This is a genomic window from Alkalibacterium pelagium (assembly GCF_900109325.1).
GTDB classification, from domain to species: domain Bacteria; phylum Bacillota; class Bacilli; order Lactobacillales; family Carnobacteriaceae_A; genus Alkalibacterium; species Alkalibacterium pelagium.
This window is the reverse complement of record NZ_FNZU01000008.1, coordinates 1-24,320: the sequence shown is the minus strand read 5'-3', so window position 1 is coordinate 24,320 and position 24,320 is coordinate 1. Positions and strand designations below refer to the sequence as shown.

Sequence of the window (24,320 nt, the reverse complement as noted above, 5' to 3'; positions counted from 1 at the left end):
AAATTATGTGAACTGATTAATCAGTGAGTATATTTCGTCTGTGCTCTGCATCACTTTCGAATTGAGCGAATAGGCACGCTGAGACATGATCATTTCCATCATGCTCTGAGCCAGGTCTACAGTGGATTCTTCCAGGTAACCGCTCATGATTGAACCGACGCCTCCCTGATCTGCATTTGCTATCAGCAGATCAGCGCCTTCTGCCACTCGGTAAGTGTTGGTTCCTGCCGGTTCGATATCACTTGAGTTGGCGGGAAGAAACAGTGGAATTGATCCGACTACTGTCGACTGTCCGTTGACTAGGCTGATGATGTCCCCATTCTTGTCGATGCTGACGGTACCTCCTGCCCACTGGTCAGCCGGTACAGTTAAGTTAACTTCCAGCAAGTCACCTCTGTCATTAACGAGCTGGTTTGTATCATTTAAATGAAACGCACCATCTCTTGTCAGAAGACGCTCATTATCAGCGTTCCGAATCCCGAAGAACCCGTTTCCTCCAATAGCCAGATGATAAGTGTCTCCTGTGTGAGTCAGCCCCCCCTGGCCATAGCTGTCCTTCGTTCCTGCAATGCGCACTCCTGTATTCAGTGAAAGAGGATCGGCGTTTTCAGAAAACCTTACATCCTGTTCAGTCACCGCATTATGCATGAGTTCACTGAACTGAACATCCTTTTTCTTGAAGCCAGTAGTATTTACATTTGAAATATTATGGGCCACGTGATTCATCTTTTGCTGCTGCGACTGCAAAGCACTCTTAGAAATACTATATGGAATATTCACTAATTCTCGTCCTTCCTTTTATCTGATTAAGTCCGCCCGACTTCCTGAGTCGCCCGTCTGAGTGTTTCATCAGCAGACTGAAGGACTTTCTGGTTGGCTTCAAATTCTCTCGAAATCTGAAGCATGTCACTCATCACATCGACCATACTGACATTTGATGATTCCACATATCCTTGCTCAATTGTGAAGCCGTTCCCTGCAGGTACGCCCCCGTCTCCCTGAAATAATGTTCCACCCGCGCTTGTCAGACCGGTTGGATCTTCAAACTGGGTCATGTACAGAAACTGTGGCACGTTACGGTCATTGGTATAGACAAATCCATTATTGCTTACTGTGAATGCTTCTTCAACATCTGTTCCGACCATGATCGGAGACATGCCGCCATTCTGTTCGATTCCCATGACCAGGTACCCCTCCTGAGTAATCAGCTGTCCTTCAGCATTCACAGAAAAGTTCCCGTTCTTTGTATAAAGGAGTTCACCTGCACCATTCTGTACGGTGAAGAATGCATCTCCGTTCACTGCAAGATCCGTTTTGTGGTCCGTCAGCTGCAGACCCCCTGACGAAAAGTTGCGTACGGCTTCGTCCAGCTGATTGCTGAAGACAATCGAACCAACATCTCTGCGTCGATTCGATTCAGGCCCTCTAGTGTAATTATGTACTTCTGTCTGTTCAGTAGTGCTGGTCATCAGCTGCTGCGACTTGTATCCTGGAGTCATTGTATTCGCTGCATTTGTGGCCAAATTTTTCTGTTTCTGGGTCAGGACATTAAAGCTGCCTGATACTGTATCTAGACCTCTAATCATGTGCATAGTCCTTTCTCATCGCTTCTCTTAGTTTTAGGAGAGCTTTCCCGTGGATCTGGGATACCCGCGGTGTTGAAATATCGTAAATGTAGCCGACTTCTTTCATGCTCAGTTCTTCAAAGTAAATGAGCTGAAGAATCTGCTGTTCTCTTTCAGAAAGTGTCAGAATGGCTTCTTTCATAAAGGTAAACTGCTCTTTCTTAATTAGCTTATCTTCTGCCTGAACTGCCGATTCATCCGTCATGACTTCCATCAAGTTCGTTTCACTGGACGAATCCTCAAATAAAATATCATCAAGGGAGACATCCGACAGCTGGTGAACCGTCTCGTAAATTTTCTTCAAGTCCGTGTCAGTGATGCCCATCTGCTGACAAATTTCTTTTTCTGTCGGTGTTCTCAGCAAAGTCTGCTGCAGCGAGTTGATAGCATCATAATACTCATTGACTGCCTTAATTTTACTGCGGGACACCCGGGACGTTTTTCTAATCTCATCGATGATAGCACCTTTGATCCGCATGTAGGCATAATTGATAAAAGGGACATTTAAGGCATCATCATACTTTTCAACGGCTTTCATTAAGCCGATCACTCCGATGTTGACCAGGTCTTCATGATCGTATTCTTTATTATTGATTTTCAGTCCATGAACCACTTTATGCACAAGCGGCATATATTGCATGACCGTGTCATTTCTTAGCTGCTCTTCCATGTTCTCCCTCCATTCTAATTCATGCTTACCATGCCAGTGCTCTCGATCGCACATTCATTAGGTATTTCATTTAAAGACAAGACAGTCAAGTCCGGAAAATTGAACGACAGCAGGTTTCGCATAGCCGGTCTAATTTTCGGTGAAGTCAGCAGAACAAAAGGAATCCCTTGAGCAGTGAGCATGGCACTCTGCTGATTGATGCTGTCAAACAATTGATTGACTTCCTGAGGCTGCAGCACAGGTATCGATCCTTGCGTCGACTTCTGAATGCTTGACGCCAGACGTTCCTCGACTTCAGGGTGAACAGCCAGAACATTCAATGTGTTCTGATCATCCATGTGTTCTTTGACAATGGTCCGTTTAAGTGCCTGTCTGACATATTCTGTCAGTGTTTCATGTTCTTTTGTCGTGTTGCCGTAATCGGCCAGTGTCTCCAGAATCGTGACAAGATCCGTAATAGGCACACCTTCACGAAGCAGACGCTGAAGGACTTTCTGAACGTCGCCAAGCTGAAGGATGTCAGGAATCAGTTCATCAATAACAACGCTGTAATGCTCTTTCAGCCCTTCCAGCAGTTCCTTGACTTCCTGGCGGCCTAACAGTTCGTCCGCATTCTGCTTCATGACTTCTTTGACATGCGTAACGAGAACTGTCAACGGGTCAACCACTGTATAATCATGAAGCTCTGCAATTTCCTTGTTTTTCTCTGTTACCCAGAGCGCATCCAGTCCGAAGGCAGGTTCTTTTGCATCGATCCCGTCGATTTCCTCTTCCATTCCGCCTGGTTCAACAACCAGAAACTTATCGGGATAAAGGGTCCCTTGAGCGACTTCATTACCTTTTATCTTAATTACATAATCATGCTGCGCCATCTGCAGGTTGTCTCTTATACGGATGGGATTCAGAAGTATTCCCAGTTCATAGGACAGCTGCTTACGAATGGCCGCGATCTGGTCGGTCATGCTGGAATCCTGATCTTCATTCGCCAGCGGAATCAGACCATAGCCAATCTCAACGGCAATACGGTCGACCTGAAACTGAGAAGCTGATTCCTCGACGGGTTCTGCCTCACGACTCGCTGCTGCCTGAAGGTTTTGAGCTGCAACATCCTGTTCAGTGGCTTTCTGACTTTCGCTGACGAGATATCCTGCTACGAACAAGCCTGTAGCTAATAGAATAAACGGAAAGAACGGAAAGCCGGGTACCATGGCGAATATGACCATCAGAGTACCAACGATATACATGACCTGAGGTGTATGGAACAGCTCTCCACCGATCGTATCCCCGAATGCTTTTTCATTAGCTGTTCGGGTAACCAGGATACCTGATGCAACTGATATTAATAGTGAGGGAATCTGACTGACCAGACCATCCCCGATAGTCAGCTGACCGAAGTGAGCCAGTGCTTCCCCTATCGCATAGTCCCCTTGAAGTGAATGAATGGCAATTCCACCAACCAAGTTGATCAGTGTGATAATGATCCCGGCAATGGCATCCCCTTTGACGAACTTACTGGCACCGTCCATGGCACCGTAAAAGTTGGCTTCTTTTTCAAGGTTTGAACGTCTGAATTTAGCCTGTTCTTCAGTAATCAGACCGCTGTTCAGATCCGCATCGATCGCCATCTGTTTACCAGGCATGGCATCAAGTGTGAAACGGGCTGATACTTCAGCGACTCGGCTGGCACCGTTTGTAACGACCATGATCTGTACGACGACAATAATGACGAACAGGACTGCCCCTACAATGTAGTTATTCCCTGCAACGAAGCTTCCGAATGTATCGATCACTTTTCCGGCGTCTCCCTGACTCAGAATCAGACGGGTCGAACTGATATTCAGTCCCAGTCGGACCATTGTAGTGATCAGAAGCAGGGTCGGGAAACTCAGAAAGTCCAGTACAGAGTGCGTGAAAAGCGTCAGAACGAGAATTGTAATACCTAAAGAAATGTTCACAACTAACAGAAAATCGAGTATAAATGTCGGCATTGGGATGATAATGATCCCGATAATAGAGACGACGACAAAAGCAATGATTATATTTAAAGTGTTGGCTAATGCCGCTTTACGTTTAGCTGCCACCGGGTTGTTCATAAGTACTCATCCTTTTTTATATCTTGTGTTTTCTGCTAGCTTCTGCCTGGAAGATCAGCGCAAGAATTTCTGCGATTGCTTCATACATGTCAGTAGGTATTGGATCCATTGGTTCGACTTGTTTATATAGAGCTCTTGCGAGCGGTTTGTTCTCAATAATCGGGACGTTTTCCTGCCTGGCGAGTTCCCTCATCTTGAGTGCCATATGATCCTGTCCTTTAACTAAGACAACTGGGACCTGATCTTTTGTCTGGTCATAACGGACTGCAATAGCAAAGTGAGTCGGGTTGGTGATCAGAACGGTTGATTCAGCGACGTCTTTAATATTTCCAGCTAGCATATCTCTGTAGCGCGCTTTACGCTGAGATTTGATCTGAGGGTCCCCTTCCATCTCCTTGTACTCGTCCTTGATTTCCTGCATGGACATCATCAAGTTCTTTTTATGGTCATATCTCTGATAGACATAATCCAGTATGCCGAGTATGGCCATGAAAACGGCCAGCTGAAAAGCCAGCTGACTGACCAGCTCAATCATTAAAGGAAAAATGGCAAAGGAGCCCACTCGACCCGCATTCAAGATGACAACGGCTGACTGATAAAGTGTATAGACTGTAAACCCTACGACAATAAACAGTTTCATCAAGTTCTTCACCAGTCCGAACAGTGCCTTTTTACCAAAGATATTCTTGAAGCCACTGATTGGATTGATTTTGCTAAAACTAGGTTTTAGCGGTTCTTTCGTAAATAGAAAACCTACTTGAACCATATTTCCAACAACTCCAGTGAAAAAGGCGATGCCTAGAAATGGTGCAGCTAGAACGATGAACCAGATGATGGCGTTCATTCCCATTGCAGGCAGTTCATGAACCACCCTTGCCGGATCATTTCCGAAACGAAGGGATTCCTGCAGAAAGACATAGGCTCGCTGAAGGACATACATGGCTAGAGCAGTAAAGCCTAGTGCAAAAAGTCCGAATGATATAGCCGAAGACAGATCCTGACTTTTCGGCACCTGTCCCTTCTTTCTCGCTTCACGGAGTTTCTTTGGGGTGGGTTTTTCTGTTTTTCCGTCTTTATCTGCAGCCATCAGTCATCGCCTCCTTTTATTGAAGAGAATAGAGCCATTCATTCATATATCTGATCATGTCCGGGAACAGGTCCCCTATGTTCCTCATGAGAAGTGGTAAAAAGAAGAACATGAACACAAGACTTACCAGCGTTTTCATCGGCATCCCCAGTATCAGTACATTGATCTGAGGAACTGTTCTAGATATTAAAGCAAGGGTTAACTCTGAAAGCAAAGCAACGATAATAAGAGGGATAGCAAGTGAAATGGCTGCGGCAAACAAATGGCCGAACAGCCGTACGATGCCTTCTATACCAATATGTGTAAGCATCACTTGATCCGTACTGATTGGTGCCCAGGTAAACGATTCAACCAGTGTTGTAATGACCTGATGATGTATGTTCGCTATGAAAAAAATCATGATCGAAATCCAATAATAGATTCGTCCATAATAGGATGCGTTGACTCCTAGAGATGGATCATATATTGCGCCCATAGAGAATCCGACCTGAAAGTCTACGAGGGTGCCGGCAATCTCTACTGCCGTAAAAAACAGCAGCGTAATATAGCCAAGTGCCATACCGATAAGCAGTTCTCTAATTCCCAGCAGTAAAAAATCACCCATGGCCAGTTCAGCTGTAAACGCTGGAACAGCACCTATCACAGGTAGCGCTAATCCAGTCGACAGTGCCACTTTACTGACAGTCGGAAAGGACGAGTGTGAAAATCCTGGGCTGATCGATATGAATACGGTCAATCTGATCATGATCAGCAGAAACTGCTGTACTTCTCCTGTCATGCCATCACAATCCTGCGATGATCGAAAAGAGTCGATCGGTGAAAGCCACTAATGTATTCAGCATGAAATTTCCGAGAAGGACAAGTGTCAGTAAGATAGCGAAAAGTTTAGGTACAAAACTTAATGTCTGTTCCTGAATCTGAGTCGTTGCCTGTACAATACTGATAACCAGTCCGATTACCAGTGCAGTGATGAGTACCGGTCCACCTACTCTGATCAGGACCAGGAATGCATCCTGCAGGACATCTAAAACATTCTGAGTTGACATATGTAAATCCTTTCCTTGTTACCTCTGAGTTCAGTTCCACCCATCACCTCGGTAATGAGTTCACGAGGTCTTTAACTTAATAAAAACTACCAATTAATGACTCAACCACCAGATACCACCCGTCCACCATAACAAACAGCAGAAGCTTGAATGGCAGTGAAATCATCACTGGAGAAAGCATGAACATCCCCATAGACATCAAAATACTTGCTACAACGATATCGATGACGAGAAATGGGATGAAAATAAGGAAGCCGATCGTAAAAGCTGTCCGCAGTTCACTAATTGCAAAAGCCGGAATAACCGTGAATAAGGACAGATCTTCCGGGTCTTCAGGAAAGTCATCTCCGCTAAGCTGGACAAACAGTTCCAGATCAGTTGTCCGTGTCTGTTCGAGCATGAAGGTCTTGATCGGCTCCTCAGCAATGTCCAGCGATTCTTCTCTTGTAATCTCTCCCGCCAGCATCGGCTGCAAGGCCTGCTCGTTCACTTCCTGATACACAGGGCGCATGACAAATACTGAAAGAAAGAGGGCCAGACCGATCAGCACCTGGTTGGGAGGACTCTGCTGTGTGCCCAAGGCATTTCTTGTAAATGAAAGTACGATGATCGTCCGTGTAAAACTTGTCGTCAGTACGAGAAAGGAAGGAATCAGTGCGATCAGAAAAAGGAGCAGATATAAGTTGACGACTTCAGACGTGTCATTTGTCAGCGCCAGAGCGTCTACCAGATTTTCTGTCATGTTTTGTTTATTCCTTTCTTCTGAAACTCGGCGTACTGTTTCTTCCACTTCTTGATATATGTAGTAAGCGAGGCCGCCCGGTCATTTGAGAAAGCAGCGACTTGACTCGTCAGCTGCCCTGCTTCATGACTGTGCTGTTTCTTAGCCAGACGCTGCTGGATTGCTTCCTTTTCTTCATCGGTGAATGTCTTGATGACCTCATTCGATGTTTCAGAAATGCTCATCAGCATGTACTCCGATTCGACCTGAACAATGCAGAGAGAAGAAGACTTGGAAACTTGCACTCGCTCGATTATTTTTATGACCTGGCTCGATGGCTGCTGAATGCCGTTAAGTTTCTTTAGCAGGAAATTAGCTAAAAATACAATGACAACCAAAGCTGTAATCATCTGGAAAATATCCCATACATCCATTTCCTTATCTCCTTTCTCTTTTATTTTTGAATCAGGATATTCGTCACATAGACATCTTCTATGAGTTCACTTCCTAGAGACTGATTGATTCTGTCCTTGATCTGGTCCTTGACGATAAACTCCCCATCTTTTTCTTCCATAATAGTTGATACTGACTGACTGGATACAACGTGAATGACTGCATCTCTTACTTTTGCAATATCAGTGCTGATGATTTCAGAAGCTTCATCATCCATGCTCGTGACAGTGATTTCCATTCTGACTATAGACTGACTTCGAGTTGTTTCACCTTTAACATTCACTAAAAATTCATCCAGTGGGATAGCGATCTCAGTTGCCTGTGCTTCATTTGATGACTTGAAGCGGCTCATCAGTGATTCCTCTCCAGAGTTCCCAAATACTGTAATTCCGATTCCCATACCTGCTACAAGTACAATCACCGCAGCCACGATCCCTATCACTAATTTTCTTACTTTTTTCTTTTTCGATTGTTCGCTATTCTGTACCACTTGGAACTTCCTCTCTATCATCATGCACGATTACAATGTTTACCCGACGGTTAAGCGTCCGGTTTGCTGCCGAATCATTCGGTACAATTGGCCTGTATTCCCCGTAACCACGGGCAGATAAACGGGTCGGAGCAATATCATGATTTTCGTACAAGTATCTTAAAACTGTCACTGACCTGGCTACGGACAGTTCCCAGTTCGTTTCGAATCTGCCTCCACCCGTAGGAATGTCATCAGTATAGCCTTCAATAATGATTTCATTATCGAAGAGTTCAAACAGTCCCGCCAGACGGCTCATTGTTTCCTGCCCGTTGTCCTTCAATTCCGCCAGGCCAGGATCAAACATGATGGCTTCCTGTATATCTATATAGACGCCTTCCTGATCTCTGGACAAAGTAACATCTGCTTCAAGTCCTTCTTCTTCAAGGAAAAGATTGACGGTGTCGTATAATTCAAGGACTTGTTCAGGAACATAGTTCGGGTCTACAGGTGTTTCTTCTGCTGAAACTTCTTCCGGATCCACACCCTCATATTCATTGAGATCGCCATACTCTTCAAAATCCAGATCTCCAACCGTGTCTCCGCTGTTATCCAGAATTGAATCACTGCTGCTTCCAATAAGTGCCATCCTTAAAGATTCGGCTACTTCTCTGAAGCGCTCCTCACTGACTACAGACATGGAGAAGAGAAGAATGAAAAATGTCAGCAGCAAGGACATCAAGTCAGAATAAGTGGTCATCCATGCAGGAGAGCCGGCCTGGTCTGCCTGCTTTTTGTATTTTCGCTTTCTAGCCATGTCCTTCTCCTAACCTGCAAATTCTTCTGTTACGGATACAGCCGTTTTAGCTTCCTTCTTTTTCTGATCAGACTGAGACAGGAAGCTTTGAAGCTTCTGCTCGATGATTCTCGGGTTGTCCCCTCTTTGCAGAGCAAGCACACCTTCGATAATCATTTCATTCGTTTTCAGCTCATTAGCCGTCTGAATCTCAAGGTTCTTAGCGATAGGCAAGAAGACCATGTTCGCAAGAAAACTTCCATAAAATGTTGTAAGAAGGGCTGTCGCCATTCCAGTGCCAATCAGTGATGGATCCTGCAAGTCACCAAGCATCGCAATCAGTCCAATCAAAGTCCCGATCATTCCGAATGCAGGGGCATATTCTCCCCACTTTAGAAAGACCTGCTGACCGATCGAGTGACGGTCCTCCGTCTGCTCAAGTTCCACATTTAAAATCTCATCAATCGTATCAATGTCCGTTCCATCGACTACCATTTCAAGACCATATACTAGAACAGAATTATCAAGTTCCTTTATTTCATTTTCAATTGCTAAAATGCCTTCTGTCCGGCTTTTTTTGGCCAGATGAGTGATCGTTTCTATGAGTGCCTGACGATCATCATCCGGAGTGAACATGAGCATTTTTAATAGAGCGGGTACTTTTTTTAATGTATTCAAAGGAAAACTGATCAGTAATGCGGAAAATGATCCAAACAACGTAATGATCAGAGATGGACCGTCAAAGAACCGGCTCAATTCTCCATTTGATGCCATCGCTGAAATGATAAGCCCCACACCAACAACTAATCCTATAGCTGGTAATATATTCCTTTTCACTTTTTACACTCCCATCGATGACTGGTAAATTTTTTGTTTATATGCTAATACTTTTTCGGCGATTTCTTCTGGTGAATCCATCACTCGAAGGGTTTTATGATCAACAAGAGTAATCAATGTATCATAATCCTTTTCGACTTTTAAAATACAGTCAGTGTTCAAGTAAAATTCTTTGCCTGAAACTGTTCGTAATGCAATCATATCGATCCTCTTTTCAGTCAGATTAAGCAGTCAGGACGGATAGCCATTAGTAGGTTGTCCGTCCCGGCTTATCGATTAACGTTTCAGGTTGATCAGTTCCTGGAGCATCTCATCTGACGTGGTAATGCTTCGGCTGTTGGCCTGGTATGCACGGCTCGCAACGATCATTTCAGTGAACTCTGTTGCCAGATCGACGTTTGACATTTCCATAAATCCTGAACGTACGACGCCGAATCCGTCATCAGAAGGGCCGCCGAACTGTGGAACACCTGAGTTTGCAGTCTGGTTATAGATGTTTTCTCCAGCTTTCTCAAGTCCATCCGGGTTGGAGAAGTTTGAAAGAGCAATTCGTCCGATCACATATGCATTCCCATCGCTGTATGTTCCAAGAATGGTTCCCGTACTGTCCACACTGTAGTCCTGTAAAGTTAAGCCATCTCTTACCTGAGGAATAGACAATGCTGTCAGTTCACCTTGTAGACTAGTATCCTGATTATAAGAATCAGCAGGCACTAATTCTCCATTAGCAGCGGTGTAACCCATCAGTCTAAATCCATTCGAAGTCGTCAGATTTCCAGCATTATCAGTATAGAAGCCGCCGTCTCGAGTGTACTGCATCAGCCCACTTTGACCACCATCCTGGCTGACAACAAAGAAAGAATTGTCCCCGTTTTGAATACCGAAGTCGAGTGCACGTCCAGTAAACTGAAGCGAACCACCCTGCATCATCACGTCAGTCGCAGCAACCTGTGTTCCAAGTCCAACCTGCTGGGCATTGATTCCGCCTCGGCCGTTATTGTTTGGCCCTTGAGCATTGGCGTTTGTCTGAGAAATCATATCCTGGAAACGGACACGCTGGGATTTGAATCCGGTTGTGTTGACGTTAGCGATATTGTTTGCTATCACGTCCATTTTAGTCTGCTGGCCTTTCATTCCTGTAATACCTGAGAACATTGAATTTAACATGTGTTTTCCTCCATTTTTAAACGTTTCTGAATCGGTCGGTCATCAGAAAAAAGCGTCTTTTCAGTCCGGCTTTTACGTTTATCTATTTTTGTTTATCTGTATTGCGCTGTCTATATTAGTGACATCGTTCATTTCGTCTGCTTTTAATGCAGTTATAACTGTTTTATTCTTGATGCTGGCAATGAGAGCCAGATCATCGTAGAGAATCAGTGACTGCCTGGACCCTTTTGCCTCAAGCGTTTCAACTGCCTCTTCCAGTAAATGTAAATCATTCTGATTCAACTTGAAGCCGTGCTGATCGAGACGCTTCTGAGCATGATTCGAAAAGGTCACACCTTCACTGAGGGTACTGCTTTCTCTGATAGCTTCTTTCATAAATGACTGGAAAGCAGGATCTATTCTGCGATCAGATATGTCTTTATGATTGTTGACAGGTTTAATCGGGTGATTTCCTTGTATGGGCTGTACCATCTTACTGGCTCACCTCGATGACATCGTTCATCTGATATAACTTGCCGTTTACCATCAATGTGGCGTAGCCTTCGTCAAATCTTACTTTTTCTACAGCACCTTTTACAAGCTGGTCTTCTTTGCCGGCTATGGTTACCTGTTTTCCGACCAGGCTCAGTGCCTGCTGCTGCTGATTCATCAGCATACTCGTCTGCATGGTATCGTTCAGATCATTTACTGCGTTCAGCATACCGAACTGGACCATTTGTCCAATGTAATCTGTTTCAGAACCGCCACCGCTTCCCTGTCCATCGAATGAAGGCATGCTCATAGCATTCGCAATGATGTATAAAAACTGCTCCATATCGAGATCAGAATTCTGACGAGTCTCTGCTTCTGGCTGGATCGACTTGAGCGATCCGATCATCATATTTGATGGAATAGTCATGATCTGCTCCTTTTCTTATGCATATAAATTTAGTCCTGTACTCTCACTTTCTGAGTCAGTCCTATTTTCTATTTCTTCATTACTTTCTGTTACGAGTCGACTATCATTTGATGATTGTGAAGCACTCGCTGACTGCTGTTGTGACTGCTGGTTAAACTGCTGACCGGTTTGTGCAAATGTGTCTGCATTCTGATTAAAAACGGCAGAGGGTTCCACAACTGAGAATTCAAACTGATTCATGAAGATCCCTTTTGTTTCAAGCGGCAGTTTCAATTGATTCCACTGCTTCTCCATCCACTCTTTTGATTCTTCAGAGCTGAAGACAAGCTGGCCACTTATCCCATCTTTGGTATAAACCAGTTCGATTTTTACTTCTCCTAAAGTTTCCGGGGTCAAAGTCAACGTAGAGTTGTAGATCTTTTCTCCATTTGTTTCTGTACTGACAGTCATCAGCATCTCACTGATCACATCAAGACTCTGTTCCTGAGTTACTGGTGTTGATGGCTGCGCCATGACTTCTGTACTTGTCTTGGTCACCTGAGTATCTGTAGAACTCATTTGAGAAAGGTTCTGTTCTAACGGCTTATTTTCGATCGAATTACTTTGCGAGTCAGACTCTTTTACAGAAAATTTTAAAGATGGTTCAGTAATCAAATCTTCTGTTTGGCCCTCCCAATTTTCTATAGAGCTTTCTGGCTGCACCGTCATTCTTTCTAATGAATCATTTTTGTGTCCACTAGCCACAGGGCGGTCATTAATAAGGTCGGAATGATCCTTTCTTGCAGCTGTTACCTCATACTCAACTGAATTAGTTTCAGAAGTTTGAGAGTCAATTGATGTATATTTATCATTCACTTCTCCTTGCTTTCTATCAATATCGACTAGTTTAGCTGAATTGCTTCCAGCTTGATCTGAGGCCCCATCAAGTTTTTGAGTCCCGTTTGGTGATAGATTTGCCTTTATTTCAGTACTAATATTTCCAACAGGGTCTTCTTCTATCATTTGAACCAGTGTTTCATTCAATGATGAGGAATCTTCCAGAATCTGTGAAGCAGTTAATTCTGAATGTGTAGTTTTCTCTTCTACTTTTAGAGAGTTCTGTACCGGTTGAGTATCATCTGCTTCAATCGTTTCATTATGTAGGGCAGTAATACCTAACTCAACTGGTAGTTCATCCAGCCCCTGGTGCAGTCTGACAAATGGATGAATGAGGGTAAAATCTACTTCTTCCTCTTCTGTGAGTTCTTCGGTTCCTTCAGATTCAATAGGGGTCTGGGACGATCCACCTTTCAAATCTCCGCTCTCTTTAGTGCCTTTATGACCAGCAAACTTTTCCATCTCTTTCGAGAAGAGTGGCTGATCCACATCAGCTGATCTATTATTTTTTACACTTGTAGTCTTTATTTGAGATAAGGCTGCGATATCTATTGTATTCACCTCCCTTCACTGTCACTTATGTAATTAGAATTAGAACAGGGATGGTCTGCCGTAAGTCAGGGTGGTCAGTTCATCCAGCTGGGACTGTTCTTTTTTCTTTTCTTCTTCTTTAAAGCGGTAATGTTCTTTTTCATCCAGTTTCTGCATGACTTTCTTGTCTCTATGTGCTAACTGGAGATCAAGTCTGGCCTTTTCAAGCTCCTGCTCCGCTTTCTGTAGAGACAGGCGCTGCCTGATGATCTTGTCATCGAGCAGATCTTTATATAAGCTGTGACGTTTCAGATGGTCGATGCTGGTTTTGAACAGGTTCTCACTTTTAAGTCGTCTGCTTTCAGACACCATTCGGTCAAGTTTGGCCTGCTCAGTCATAACGGCATCTTCCTTTTCTTTCACGACCCGCTGGGCTTCTTCTTCCAGGTCTTCCCGCCAGTCGAGTACTTTTTCCATTGAAAAACGGTAATTCTGCATTCAATCTACTCCTTATCTTATCGGCTGATTATTTAGAACAGCTCGCATAGCCTGAACTGTATCTTCAAAGTCATACGATTCTGACGTCTTCTGTTTCAAGAATGATTTGATTGGCTGGTTCAGTCTGATCGCCTGGTCAACAATCGGATTGGATCCCTGCTGGTAAGCACCTACGTCGATCAGGTCTTTCGATTCTCTATAAGTTGCCAGGTTTTCTCTTATCTTTCCGGCTGTTTCATCATGACTGTCTGAGACGAGTTCTTTCATTAGCCGACTGAGACTGTTTTGAATGTCGATTGCCGGATAATGGTTCTCTGAAGCGATTTGTCTGGAAAGGATAATATGTCCATCCAGAATCCCTCGAACAGAATCCGCAATCGGTTCATTCATATCGTCACCTTCAACCAGTACCGTGTAGAAAGCCGTGATTGATCCTGATTCAGCGTTTCCGCTTCGTTCCAGAAGCTTTGGCAGAACTGTGAAGACCGAAGGCGTATATCCTTTAGTGGTCGGTGGTTCGCCTGTAGCCAGACCGATTTCACGCTGTGCCATGGCGACACGAGTGACTGAATCCATCATTAGGACGACTTTCTTGCCCTGATCTCTGAAATATTCCGCTATAGCCGTTGCGACGTATGCGCCTTTAAGTCTGACCAGAGGCGGCTGGTCGGACGTGGCAGCGACGACGACGGATTTCTTGTAGCCTTCCGGTCCAAGATCATTTTCAATGAACTCCAGAACCTCACGACCACGTTCCCCGATCAGTCCGATAACGATCACGTCAGCGTCGCTGTATCTGGCCATCATACCCAGAAGTGTTGATTTACCGACACCGGATCCTGCGAAAATCCCCATCCTCTGTCCTTCACCAACAGTCAGCATGCCGTCAACCGCTTTAACACCGGTCTGCATGATCGTGCTGATTCTTGGGCGCTTGAAGGGGTCTGGTGACGCCCGGTTCACATCATAAGTCGCTGTATTTTCCAGAGCGCCCTGACTCAGTGGCCGGCCCAGTCCATCGAATGTTTTACCCAGCATATCCGGGCTCACTTCGATTTTCAGTGCTTTTCCAGTCGGTCGAACAAGACATCCGGGCCCAATGCCGTCCAGATCATCCAGAGGCATCAAGAGAACCGTTTCATCGACAAATCCAACAACCTCACTTAATACCGTCTTTGCTCGGGATTTGATTTCGATCTCACAGACTTCACCGATAAAGGCGTCAAGGCCATCGACTTTAATTATCAGTCCTATGACCTGGCTGACTTTCCCGTGCTTCAGTGCTACTGCCTTCTTATTCAACGTTTCATGATATAACTCGAATGGAATATCGATCAATTCATCTCACGTTCTCTTTCTTTCATCTCTTCCACCATAGTTTCCAGCTGTTTTCTTACTTGTAGATCTACGACTTTATGTGCACTTTCAACGATACAGCCCAACGGGTCGATATTGTCATCTCCAAAAACGACAAATCTGACACCTGGATAATTTTTTTCCAGCATAGGCAGGCGATCTCTCAACTCTTTCCTCTTGGAAGAATGCACAGTCAGACTGACGTAATCCTCTTTTCGGTCAAGCTGATGAAGGACTGGATGGACCAGTTCCATAATCCCGTCCGGCGTCAGGTCAAGCTGTTCCTGAACGATTTTCTGAGCCATGTGGATCGCAAGCGAAAGCAGGCTGTCTTTCTTATCCTGAATATACTCTTCGATATTCAGCTGAGCTTCAGTGATCATGGCTCTCGCCTGACTCATCAGCTCCTGGCTGTAGGCTTTGCCTTTTTCGAATCCTTGGGCCTGACCTTCACTGAATCCTTGCCTGAAGCCCTCATTTCGACCGCCTTCGAATGCTTCTCTATACGCCTCTTCTTTCAGACGGGCAATTTCTTCTTCCGCTTCCTGAATCAGACGCTCTTTTTCAGTCTGGGCTTTTTGTATCAACTGGGAACTCTTCTGCTTAGCCTGGGCCAGTTCATCAGCCGCTTCCTGATTGTAACCCTCATACTCTTCAGTCTCTTCTTCGTACTGATATGCTGTATCAATAACCCAATCCATGTCCTGTCCAGTCTTTGCTTGAACAGATTTGATGATTCTACTCGATGATGGCATCTTGATCGCCTCGCATAATGTAAATTTCCCCATGCTCATCTAAGCGGCGGATAACGGTGACCACATTCTGCTGGGCTTCTTCAACCGCAGATAGACGGGCTGGTCCCATAAACTGCATATCCTCTTTAAGAGTTTCCACAGCTCTGGTCGACAAGTTGTCAAAGATAAAGTCACGAAGCTCGTCGGAGACTCCTTTGAGGGCCAGGACAAGATCGTCGTTGTTGACTTCTCGAAGAACTTTTTGAACATCGCTCTTCTGTAGAGAGATGATATCTTCGAAAGTGAACAAACTTGCTTTAACTTCTTCAGCCAATTCAGGCTGACGTTCTTCCAGTTCGCCGACAATGGCTTTCTCAGTCGTACGGCCGACTTGGTTGAGGATCTCAACCAGTGTCGATACCCCTCCTACATTTTCAGTGTCGTTTTCAATATATGTAGAGAATTTACTCTCAATGACCTTTTCAATTTTTTCAATCACAGCTGGGGATGTACTGGTAATCGTACCGATACGTTCTGCGATTTCCGACTGTTTTTCAGTCGGGAAATTGATCAGTATCTGTGCGGCTTTATCCGGCTGCATGTAGCATAAAATCAGTGCAACCGTCTGAGGCTGTTCACCTAAAAGCAGGTTAGTCAGCTGGGCAGGATCGGCTTTTCGAGCGATGTTGAATGGCCGCTCCCTCAACTGAATCTGGTTCAGCATGTCGATGACTTCTTTTGCTCTCTGAGTACCTAATGCCTTGTTCAGCAATGTTTTGGCATAATCGAAGCCGCCATCAAGTATATATTCTCTGGCCTGGGACATTTCCAGATACTCATTAATGATGTCTTCTCTTTCCTTCTGACTGACGTGATCGATATTGGCAATCTCATAGCTGACTTTCTGTATAAACTTATCCGGCAGCTGCTTCATGATCTGCGCTGAGGTTTCAGGCCCCAGCGAGATCATAAATATAGCCGCTTTTCTAATTCCGTCCATTTCTTTAGAGGATGCTATTTTTTCTGTTGTTTCTGGCAATTCCGGACACCCTTTCTAGTCTTTCAACCAAACTTTCATTAATTCAGCAGCAAGCTCAGGGTTTTCTTTTGCCTGAGTGCGAACGCGGTCTTCTTTTTCAGACATAACTTTGTTCTTATGCTGAAGCACTTCGTTTTCTTTGTCGATCTGTTCGATCGGATCCACTTCCGGTACAAGTACTGGCTCCGGCTGGATAGCTTCCTGAACTGCCATCTCTTCAGCCTGCTGAGCTTCTTTTCCACGTTTCAACAGTGTCAGAACTGCAATAGCCACAATGACTAGTACTAAACCGAGTGACATGAACAGCCAGCTTGATGTCAGGAAGTTCACTAGTTCATCCATAATGCCGTCTCCCCCACCAATTGCCAGGTCCTCACCTTCAGCAAATGGTAATATCTCAACAGTGACATCTCCAGGAAGAGGAATCTCTGCCTGATTATCCAGCCCAAGTGCACGACTAACGATCCTGCTGATCTGCGGTTCTGCAGGTACAACTCCAGCATTCTGATTGACAACCACTGATGCATTGATACCTTCGACTACACCTGGTGCACGGACATAGCGTTCAGTCACCTGATCCAGTTCATAGTTGATTGTCCGGTCAAGAGAAGATGACAAATCTTCATCTCCATCTTCGGCAACCGGCATTTCTCCACCGGCTATTAGTCCGGCCAGCATATCTCTCGCCCCGTCAAAACTCTCTGTCTGACTTCTTATAAGGCCTTCTCTGTTTTCATCATCTTCGCCCGTCATCGGAGCAGTGAATTCAATGCTCTCACCTTCAATGACATCAAAGTTCATCGACGCATTGACGATAACTCTCAGGTTGTTATACCCATAGACAGGTGCCAGAAGAGATAAGATCCGTTCTTCCAGATCTTTTTCATACGACCGCTTGATTCCCTGCTGATTGGAAGAAAAGTCGGCTGACGCCATGCCTTCTCCACCTGATTGAAGGAATCCGCTTAACAAATTGCCGTTTGTATCGACGATCTGAACATTTTCCATAGGCAGTCGGTCAACAGCTCCCGTTACTAAAGAGGCAATCCCTTGAATGTTCTGCTGGGAAACGGTTCCCCTTGTCTGAACGACTATTGAAGCAGATGCTTCACTTCGATAAGCCGGATTCTGGAAAATGCTGTCTTCTGGTAAAGACAGCATCACTTTCGCAGAATCGATTTGCTGCAGCGAAGAAATAGAGCGTTCAAGTTCTCCAGTCAGTGCTCGCTGATACATGATCTGACGGTCATCATCCGTGGTCATCATATTCGTATTATCAAATATTTCAAATCCGGTCGACCGTTCGGGCATCATCCCGTTCACTGCCAAGTTAATTCTGTAGTTATCTACTTGCTTCTCGTCAATCAGGATCGTTGTTCCGTTATCCTCAAGACGGTAGTCCATATTCTGAGCATTCAGATCTTCTACGATTGCACCCGCATCTGCCTCTTCCAAGTTGGAAAATAGAACGGTGTACTGACTTCTTTGAGTGAAGTAGCCGATCGTGCCCAGTAAAATCAGAGCAACCGATACAAGAATGACGAGGCGCTTACGCTTTTTTTCTTCAAGCTGCTGCCACCCATCCTTTATCGATGTGCCGATGTCTTTTACTTTATTCATTTATGACTCTCCCTCTAAATTAAACGTTTAATTAACTAGAACTGCATATTTTTTATTTCGTTATATGCTTCTAAACATCTGTTGCGCATCTGAACTGCGACTTCTAGAGAGAGTTGTGCTTCTGTAGTTTTAATCATCACTGTATGTAGATCGTCTGCAGTACCATCGATCAGGGACTGAACGGCTTGGGCAGATTCAGCTTGCTTCCCTTCCAGGGTCATCAGGGAATCTTTTAAAAGGTTAGTAAACGCTGCTGGGTTTGTTTCTTCTGTATGTACAGGATTACTAGGTCTTGCCAAATTGACTTGATTTAGTGCTTGTGTGTATAGCTGATTCATTGAATTGATCACATGTCATACTCCTTATAAATATATTTATTTGTTAGCCTTGTCTGCCGATTTCAAGTGCACGCTTCAGCATATCCTTACTGCTGTTTACGGCTGTAACGTTGGCATCATAAGAACGGATGGCGGTCATCATATTGACCATTTCATCGGCCATATCGACGTTCGGGTAAACGACGTAGCCTTCTTCATCAGCGTCCGGATGATTCGGTTCAAACACGATTCGGACATTTTCCTCATCAGCCTCGACTCCGGTAATACGCACTCCTGCGCTTCGAGTAGCCGTATCGCCTGTAAAGCCGGACGTCATCCGTTTAAGATTCTCTTCAAATTCTACAGTCTGTTTAATATATGGTCCTTCGCCATCTTCAGTACGTGTCGTATTCACATTAGCAATGTTGGTTGAGATTGTATCAAGCTTGAAGCGTTCTAGAGTCAGTCCGCTGGCATTGATCTGCATTGAATTAAATATAGACATTAGTTCTACTCCTTATCTTTAACGTAATACAGAACGAATCGTTCCATAGTGATTACTCAACTGAGTCGTCAGTGCCTGATAATAAATGGCATTGGCAGACAGCTCAGCCATCTCTGTATCGATTGCGACGTTATTTCCATCTTCTCTTACACGATTTCCAGTCTGTTCTTTAATTTGAGGACTGACTGCCGACAAGTCTGATACTCCGAAATGTCTGTCGTGGGTACTTCTCATAGATGATCCATCCATCGTTCGCTTAAGTACATCTTCAAATTCAACACGTTTTGCTTTATATCCCGGCGTATTGACGTTTGAAATATTAGAAGAAATCATTTCCTGTCTCATTGATGAGGCATTCAAAGCATTCTTGATTAGATTGACATTCGCTCCAGTAAACATAATTTCACCTCGATAAAATAACAACTCTGTATAAATATACTAACTCTTTTAGCAACATGGATAATTCTATCGAACAAAATCAACAGCCGCAATAGTATTTTTTTACATAAAACCGCTTTAGAATGGTGATTTGTGACATATCATTTCCATTTTATTAAAATTGTAACTTTTTTCAATCATCGATTAAATATAGTTTGATACTCAAAAAGGTTATCAAATCAGCAAAAACACTATCCCATGTGAAATAGGTTAGCACCTCGAATAGTTAATTATGTCATACCTAAATTGTGACAAATGATAAATTATTACTTTTTGCATATTATGACATTTATGTGAACGTGCTCAATTTCTCAATGGACAGCATTTCAAGGTAACTCTCTACTAAATAATATTACCCATCTATTTTAAAATTGATGAAAAAATTGGTGAATCGTCAATTCTTAGTATTATTTCAATAACGTTACGTACGTAATTCTGTAGACGCTATGAGAACCGGTTATAAACATACAAAAAGACCAGCATCAAATGCTGGCCCATGCCTCCAGAAGTTCAGACATCAAATGACGTGTCTCTAACATCTTCTTCTGGTCTTTATGTAGATTGGCTTGTATCAACTGATTGAGAATGAATGAGTACAGCGACTGCAGCTCACTGGCAATCGCATTTTGACCGTCTTGATGGTTGAGTGACACCATCAGTTCAGTTACAATATCCTGTGCTTTGATCAGATTCGTATTCACTTTGTTGAAGTCTTCTTTTTCGACAGACAATTCTGCCAGTCGAATAAATTTGATGGCTCCTTCATAGAGAAGGACTACCAACTGCTTAGGTGAAGCTGTTTCAATCTGATTTTTCTTGTATACTTTTGAAGCAGATGTATAACTCATAGCTTTTTCCTTTCTTACACTTCCCGGTCAACGAAGAGTGACTCTTCTTTTTCCATATAATGACTGACTACTTTATCCCGTTTATTGACTTGCTTCATTTGTTTTGAAAGCTCGTGAGACTCTTTTTTGATAATTGTGATCAGTTGCTCCTGAACTGAAATGACCTGCTCGATAAGCTGTCTGTTATTTTCTGTAAAATTGGACAATTCATCCGGTGACAATTCCTTGTCCAGTTCGATGATTTCTTCTATGGTAGCTTGATTTTGATCCAGAACCTCCTGAGCGGAATCAGCTGACTGATCCCAGTTGACCAGACGATCCAGCATCTCTTGAAGATGCTCTTTTTTTAGTATATATATCGTATTTGTACTTGGTGTCATCAGCTGTTCCTCCTTATTTCCCTTGATTCATATTTAATTGACTGAACATAAAGTCCATCTGAGACTCTGCTCGCATCATTGCCGTATCAAGAGCTGTAAATTGTTTGATATAACGGTCTTTACGCATCTCAAGTCGTTCTTCGAATCGTGTAATTCGGTCATTGACATCGCGTATCATGCGGTCATATGTATCCCGCCTTGACTTGATGATTCCGTCTGTACTTGAGATGTACTGATTGACGAATGAGCGCATACTGCTAGTAAAACCAGTTCGTTCAGTCCGAGTGTTAGTAACCGGATTTCCTTCTTCATCTTCGGTTGTTTCAGTTAATGTATTGGTCGAAGAGAAAAACTTGGATACCTCATTCGGATTTTCTCTAATCTGTTTATCTAGCTTACTGCGATCGAAACTTGCGGTTCCATTACGGTCGATCGTCACGCCTAAGTCCTGGAGTCCTCTGATAGACGTGCCATGAGCTTCCTGACTGGTCATCATAGATCTCAAGCTCGATTGGAGGCGCATCAAGGTACCATCACCTGTCAATGTCCCTGCCTGATTATTCTCAGCCGACGGATCTCCTACACTCAATTGTGTTCTAATAAAACTTTGTGTAGAATTGTATTGCTCAACGAGTTTCTGCACCGCATCTGCTGCTCTATTAAGATTTTCCGTAACAGACAACGTAGTAGATTCGTTATCCCCATGAACTGAGGTCAAGCTAAATGTTAAGCCTTCTATTACATCATTTATGGTATTGGACGAACGAGTTACTTCAAGTCCATCAATAGAGAAAACGGCATCTTTTCCTTTTTCAGCTTCCATACCAGCCAATCCTAAGAACTCCGCATGTTCACCAGTTACGCTAAGCTCTCTATCTCCATGTTTTTCATGAGTCAGAATCAAACGATTATCCACTATATTTGAGCGTATCCCTGATTTTTCAGTGGTTCTATTGATTTTATCACTTATAGAACGTAGGCTGTCTGTTTCGTCAAGCTCGATTTCGAAGGATTTATCCTGACCAACATTTAATATCAGAGTTCCCTCATCCAGTCCCAATGGTGTTCGAATAGTGCCTTCAGGCCCTAAGGAAACTTCATTACCCACTAATCGTGTCTGAGTAGCTAATCTTGATACCTGGACTCTATAGTTGCCTATTGATGCAGAGCTATTTGCAGTGACAGTAAATTTATCAGATCCAGTTAATCGTACAGATTTAGAATTAAATACGTCAGGTTTCTGCAAGTCTTCTAAACGCTTATGTAAAGTGTCTAGACGAGTATTCATATCTCTCCAGGCGTTTTGAGATTTTGTATAGTTCTCTTTCTGCTGCGTAAAGCGGACCCCTTTTGCTGCTTCGGCCTCCATAAGCTTATCAACCATGCTCATGTCGATTCCAGAATATAACCCCATAACGTTCATTTAGTTCACTCCGTTCTATCTACTGCAACGCCTGCCCACTGCCATATACCTGCAATGACATCAAGCATTTTTTCAGGTGGTATTTCTCTAATTACTTCATCAGTGCCTTTTTCAACGATTTGAACGAGTGTACGTCCGGTGCCTTCGTGTATCTTAAATGACAGCTGTGCGTTAACACGCTGCAAGACACTTTGTGCTTCGTCAACCCACTTCTGGACCTGTTCTTTTGCGGGTTCGTACTGGACGCGGTTAAAAGAAGTGTCTATCCCTTCAACTGGCTTAATAGGCTCCACATAACGGTCACCAGAATAGGATACCGCACTTTTATTTGATTGTAAAACCCGGTCGATCGTTTTAATTGCATCAATAGATTCAATACGCTGACTCATTTAATCCAGCTCCTCTGATAAAGTAATAGTTTTGTGCTACTCACTATGTAAAATAGAACCGAAGCAGCAACCCACCGCTTCGGTTCTGACAAAAATTTAATACTCGTTATCCAATTATCGGAATTATCCCAGTAATTGTAGTACCCCTTGAGGCATTTGGTTAGCTTGTGCAAGCATAGCCGTTGAAGCTTGAGAAAGGATGTTGTTCTTAGTGAATTCCATCATTTCTTCAGCCATATCAACGTCACGGATACGTGAGTTAGCTTCAGATAGGTTTTCTTTAGTTGTAGTCAGGTTGTTGATAGTGTGTTCTAGACGATTCTGAGTAGCACCTAAGTTAGCTCTCTCAGTGGATACAGATGTGATTGCTGAGTCAATAGTGTTCAATACTGTATCAAAGTCAGGTGCAACTGTAGCAGCTTCCTGTGCCGCTGCTAAAGTTTCTTCAGCAGCCGTTACTGCTTCTTGTAATGCAGAGTGGTCACCATTTGCATCAGCATCAATTGCAGCAGCTAAAGCCTCTTGTGCAGTTACTAGGTCCTCTTGTGCTTCATCAATCGCATCTTGACCATCTTCCGATACTACATTAGAAACTTTTAAAGTGGCGTTGTCTACTTTTAAACTTAATCCTGTAGCAGACATATTACCAATATTCAATTCAATAGACTGTCCTGCATTAGATCCAATTTGGAATGAAAGTTCATTTCCATCACCAGCAAAGTCACCATTCAATAATGTTTTAGTATTGAATTGAGTTTGACCTGCTATACGATCAATTTCTTCTGTTAAAGAATCCATTTCTTTCTGAATAGCTAAACGGTCTTCGTTAGTGTTAGTATCATTTTTTGCTTGAACAGTAAGATCACGCATACGGTTAAGAATTGAGTGTGTTTCGTTAAGAGCACCCTCAGCTGTTTGAATAAGTGAAATCCCATCTTGAGCGTTACGTGTAGCTTGGTTCAAACCTGAGATTTGGTTTTTCATTTTTTCAGAGATTGAAAGTCCAGCTGCATCGTCGCCTGCTCTATTGATTCTTAGCCCTGATGATAGTTTAGCCATTGAATTCCCTCTAGATCCGTTTGCTTGTGTCAAACGAGAGTATGTATTCATAGCTGCTGTGTTTGTATTAATACGCATATTGTTTTCCTCCATTTGTGTTTGATTATAAGGCTCATCGCCTTCTACACTTACTATCGGAAGGACCCTATCTTTGTTAAGTCATTTCTTTAACTTTTTTACTTTTTTCGAAAAAAAAGACCAAAGCCATTGGCTTCAGTCGTAATTTTCTGGTTCTACGTCAAATAACGTTGGTAAAGAATAATAAGTAAATGTCAGAGAGTTTATATAGGGTGTATAGCATGGTGGCCTAGGCCACCATGCTATACACTTCTTTTTGTGCATGTTTACGTTGAGATGCTTCTGATTTTAAAGAAAAGTGAATGATAATTCTATTCTTGTAGTTGGCAAAGTTCCTGTAGCCGTAGGCCACACGATTAAGAACCTT

At 43.5% G+C, this 24,320-nt stretch carries 30 protein-coding genes and 1 pseudogene; all 31 read right to left on the bottom strand.

The window, feature by feature from the left end:
* Positions 1-3: 3 nt before the first annotated feature.
* Entirely contained in the window at positions 4-780 is a 777-nt protein-coding gene (locus BMX79_RS07445; protein ID WP_091480989.1) for a flagellar hook-basal body protein, read from the bottom strand.
* A 26-nt stretch (positions 781-806) separates the two neighbouring features.
* A complete protein-coding gene (locus BMX79_RS07440) occupies positions 807-1,586 on the bottom strand; it encodes a flagellar hook-basal body protein (RefSeq protein WP_170230996.1) in 780 nt (259 codons plus the stop codon).
* Complete coding sequence (locus tag BMX79_RS07435; RefSeq protein ID WP_091480983.1) at positions 1,579-2,295, bottom strand: sigma-70 family RNA polymerase sigma factor; 717 nt, start codon at positions 2,293-2,295, stop codon at positions 1,579-1,581. The genes BMX79_RS07440 and BMX79_RS07435 overlap by 8 nt, the downstream gene beginning before the upstream one ends.
* Positions 2,296-2,309: 14 nt before the next feature.
* Positions 2,310-4,388: a flagellar biosynthesis protein FlhA gene (gene flhA / locus BMX79_RS07430; RefSeq protein WP_091480980.1), complete on the bottom strand. Its 2,079-nt coding sequence runs from the start codon at positions 4,386-4,388 to the stop codon at positions 2,310-2,312.
* A gap of 16 nt (positions 4,389-4,404) precedes the next feature.
* On the bottom strand, positions 4,405-5,475 hold the full coding sequence (flhB, locus tag BMX79_RS07425; protein WP_091480978.1) for a flagellar biosynthesis protein FlhB: 1,071 nt from the start codon (positions 5,473-5,475) through the stop codon (positions 4,405-4,407).
* A 16-nt stretch (positions 5,476-5,491) separates the two neighbouring features.
* Entirely contained in the window at positions 5,492-6,253 is a 762-nt protein-coding gene (gene fliR, locus BMX79_RS07420) for a flagellar biosynthetic protein FliR (protein WP_091480976.1), read from the bottom strand.
* Between the two features lie 4 nt (positions 6,254-6,257).
* Entirely contained in the window at positions 6,258-6,521 is a 264-nt protein-coding gene (fliQ, locus tag BMX79_RS07415) for a flagellar biosynthesis protein FliQ (RefSeq protein WP_091480975.1), read from the bottom strand.
* A 76-nt stretch (positions 6,522-6,597) separates the two neighbouring features.
* Positions 6,598-7,263, bottom strand: coding sequence for a flagellar type III secretion system pore protein FliP (fliP, locus tag BMX79_RS07410; RefSeq protein ID WP_091480970.1), 666 nt, complete (start codon positions 7,261-7,263; stop codon positions 6,598-6,600).
* Complete coding sequence (locus BMX79_RS07405) at positions 7,260-7,676, bottom strand: flagellar biosynthetic protein FliO (RefSeq protein WP_091480968.1); 417 nt, start codon at positions 7,674-7,676, stop codon at positions 7,260-7,262. The genes fliP and BMX79_RS07405 overlap by 4 nt, the downstream gene beginning before the upstream one ends.
* A gap of 20 nt (positions 7,677-7,696) precedes the next feature.
* On the bottom strand, positions 7,697-8,185 hold the full coding sequence (locus tag BMX79_RS07400; protein WP_170230995.1) for a flagellar basal body-associated FliL family protein: 489 nt from the start codon (positions 8,183-8,185) through the stop codon (positions 7,697-7,699).
* Complete coding sequence (locus BMX79_RS07395) at positions 8,172-8,981, bottom strand: flagellar motor protein MotB (protein WP_091480965.1); 810 nt, start codon at positions 8,979-8,981, stop codon at positions 8,172-8,174. Before BMX79_RS07395 ends, BMX79_RS07400 begins: the two co-directional genes overlap by 14 nt.
* Before the next feature lie 9 nt (positions 8,982-8,990).
* Positions 8,991-9,797, bottom strand: coding sequence for a motility protein A (locus tag BMX79_RS07390; RefSeq protein ID WP_091480963.1), 807 nt, complete (start codon positions 9,795-9,797; stop codon positions 8,991-8,993).
* A gap of 3 nt (positions 9,798-9,800) precedes the next feature.
* The gene (locus tag BMX79_RS07385) at positions 9,801-9,998 is read right to left on the bottom strand and encodes a flagellar FlbD family protein (protein WP_091480961.1); all 198 of its coding nucleotides are present in this window, start codon (positions 9,996-9,998) and stop codon (positions 9,801-9,803) included.
* Between the two features lie 75 nt (positions 9,999-10,073).
* The gene (locus BMX79_RS07380) at positions 10,074-10,964 is read right to left on the bottom strand and encodes a flagellar hook-basal body complex protein (protein ID WP_091480959.1); all 891 of its coding nucleotides are present in this window, start codon (positions 10,962-10,964) and stop codon (positions 10,074-10,076) included.
* Positions 10,965-11,042: 78 nt separating this feature from the next.
* Positions 11,043-11,435 (bottom strand): TIGR02530 family flagellar biosynthesis protein, encoded by a 393-nt coding sequence (locus BMX79_RS07375; protein WP_091480957.1) that lies wholly within the window; start codon positions 11,433-11,435, stop codon positions 11,043-11,045.
* 1 nt (position 11,436) lies between these two features.
* A complete protein-coding gene (locus BMX79_RS07370) occupies positions 11,437-11,862 on the bottom strand; it encodes a hypothetical protein (protein ID WP_091480955.1) in 426 nt (141 codons plus the stop codon).
* Between the two features lie 15 nt (positions 11,863-11,877).
* Positions 11,878-13,299: a flagellar hook-length control protein FliK gene (locus BMX79_RS07365; RefSeq protein ID WP_091480953.1), complete on the bottom strand. Its 1,422-nt coding sequence runs from the start codon at positions 13,297-13,299 to the stop codon at positions 11,878-11,880.
* Positions 13,300-13,329: 30 nt separating this feature from the next.
* The gene (gene fliJ, locus BMX79_RS07360; RefSeq protein WP_091480951.1) at positions 13,330-13,767 is read right to left on the bottom strand and encodes a flagellar export protein FliJ; all 438 of its coding nucleotides are present in this window, start codon (positions 13,765-13,767) and stop codon (positions 13,330-13,332) included.
* A 12-nt stretch (positions 13,768-13,779) separates the two neighbouring features.
* Positions 13,780-15,096, bottom strand: a complete 1,317-nt coding sequence (gene fliI, locus BMX79_RS07355; protein ID WP_246117660.1) for a flagellar protein export ATPase FliI — start codon at positions 15,094-15,096, stop codon at positions 13,780-13,782.
* A gap of 5 nt (positions 15,097-15,101) precedes the next feature.
* Positions 15,102-15,878 carry a FliH/SctL family protein gene (locus BMX79_RS07350; RefSeq protein ID WP_177165390.1) on the bottom strand — a complete coding sequence of 259 codons (777 nt, stop codon included), beginning with the start codon at positions 15,876-15,878 and terminating at the stop codon, positions 15,102-15,104.
* On the bottom strand, positions 15,862-16,857 hold the full coding sequence (gene fliG, locus BMX79_RS07345) for a flagellar motor switch protein FliG (RefSeq protein ID WP_091481218.1): 996 nt from the start codon (positions 16,855-16,857) through the stop codon (positions 15,862-15,864). The genes BMX79_RS07350 and fliG overlap by 17 nt, the downstream gene beginning before the upstream one ends.
* A 54-nt stretch (positions 16,858-16,911) precedes the next feature.
* Positions 16,912-18,516 (bottom strand): flagellar basal-body MS-ring/collar protein FliF, encoded by a 1,605-nt coding sequence (fliF, locus tag BMX79_RS07340; RefSeq protein ID WP_091480944.1) that lies wholly within the window; start codon positions 18,514-18,516, stop codon positions 16,912-16,914.
* Positions 18,517-18,551: 35 nt separating this feature from the next.
* Entirely contained in the window at positions 18,552-18,866 is a 315-nt protein-coding gene (gene fliE, locus BMX79_RS07335) for a flagellar hook-basal body complex protein FliE (RefSeq protein WP_246117655.1), read from the bottom strand.
* A gap of 31 nt (positions 18,867-18,897) precedes the next feature.
* Complete coding sequence (flgC, locus tag BMX79_RS07330; RefSeq protein ID WP_091480942.1) at positions 18,898-19,338, bottom strand: flagellar basal body rod protein FlgC; 441 nt, start codon at positions 19,336-19,338, stop codon at positions 18,898-18,900.
* An 18-nt stretch (positions 19,339-19,356) separates the two neighbouring features.
* Positions 19,357-19,737 carry a flagellar basal body rod protein FlgB gene (gene flgB, locus BMX79_RS07325; protein WP_091480939.1) on the bottom strand — a complete coding sequence of 127 codons (381 nt, stop codon included), beginning with the start codon at positions 19,735-19,737 and terminating at the stop codon, positions 19,357-19,359.
* 521 nt (positions 19,738-20,258) lie between these two features.
* Positions 20,259-20,624: a flagellar export chaperone FliS gene (fliS, locus tag BMX79_RS07320; RefSeq protein ID WP_091480937.1), complete on the bottom strand. Its 366-nt coding sequence runs from the start codon at positions 20,622-20,624 to the stop codon at positions 20,259-20,261.
* Between the two features lie 14 nt (positions 20,625-20,638).
* Positions 20,639-21,004 (bottom strand): hypothetical protein, encoded by a 366-nt coding sequence (locus BMX79_RS07315; RefSeq protein WP_091480934.1) that lies wholly within the window; start codon positions 21,002-21,004, stop codon positions 20,639-20,641.
* 13 nt (positions 21,005-21,017) lie between these two features.
* Positions 21,018-22,427, bottom strand: a complete 1,410-nt coding sequence (fliD, locus tag BMX79_RS07310; protein WP_091480932.1) for a flagellar filament capping protein FliD — start codon at positions 22,425-22,427, stop codon at positions 21,018-21,020.
* Positions 22,428-22,432: 5 nt separating this feature from the next.
* Complete coding sequence (locus tag BMX79_RS07305; RefSeq protein ID WP_091480929.1) at positions 22,433-22,816, bottom strand: flagellar protein FlaG; 384 nt, start codon at positions 22,814-22,816, stop codon at positions 22,433-22,435.
* Positions 22,817-22,939: 123 nt separating this feature from the next.
* Entirely contained in the window at positions 22,940-23,953 is a 1,014-nt protein-coding gene (locus tag BMX79_RS07300) for a flagellin N-terminal helical domain-containing protein (protein WP_091480927.1), read from the bottom strand.
* A gap of 229 nt (positions 23,954-24,182) precedes the next feature.
* Positions 24,183-24,320, bottom strand: a pseudogene (locus BMX79_RS12850) (ISL3 family transposase); the annotation flags it as partial.